The 312-nt window shown below is 54.5% G+C and carries 1 rRNA gene; it reads right to left on the reverse strand.

Annotation, left to right across the window (positions count from 1 at the left end):
• Window positions 1–312, reverse strand: a 16S ribosomal RNA gene (locus AC3E6G_RS09500); the annotation flags it as partial.

Consider the following 312-nt stretch of genomic DNA (forward strand, 5'->3'; position numbering starts at 1 on the left):
GGTTACCTCACCGACTTCGGGTGTTACAAACTCTCGTGGTGTGACGGGCGGTGTGTACAAGGCCCGGGAACGTATTCACCGCGGCGTGCTGATCCGCGATTACTAGCGATTCCGACTTCATGTAGGCGAGTTGCAGCCTACAATCCGAACTGAGACTGGCTTTAAGAGATTAGCTTGCCGTCACCGACTTGCGACTCGTTGTACCAGCCATTGTAGCACGTGTGTAGCCCAGGTCATAAGGGGCATGATGATTTGACGTCATCCCCACCTTCCTCCGGTTTATTACCGGCAGTCTCGCTAGAGTGCCCAACT

The organism is Streptococcus sp. SCPM-O-B-23252 (M501) (genome assembly GCF_058200355.1).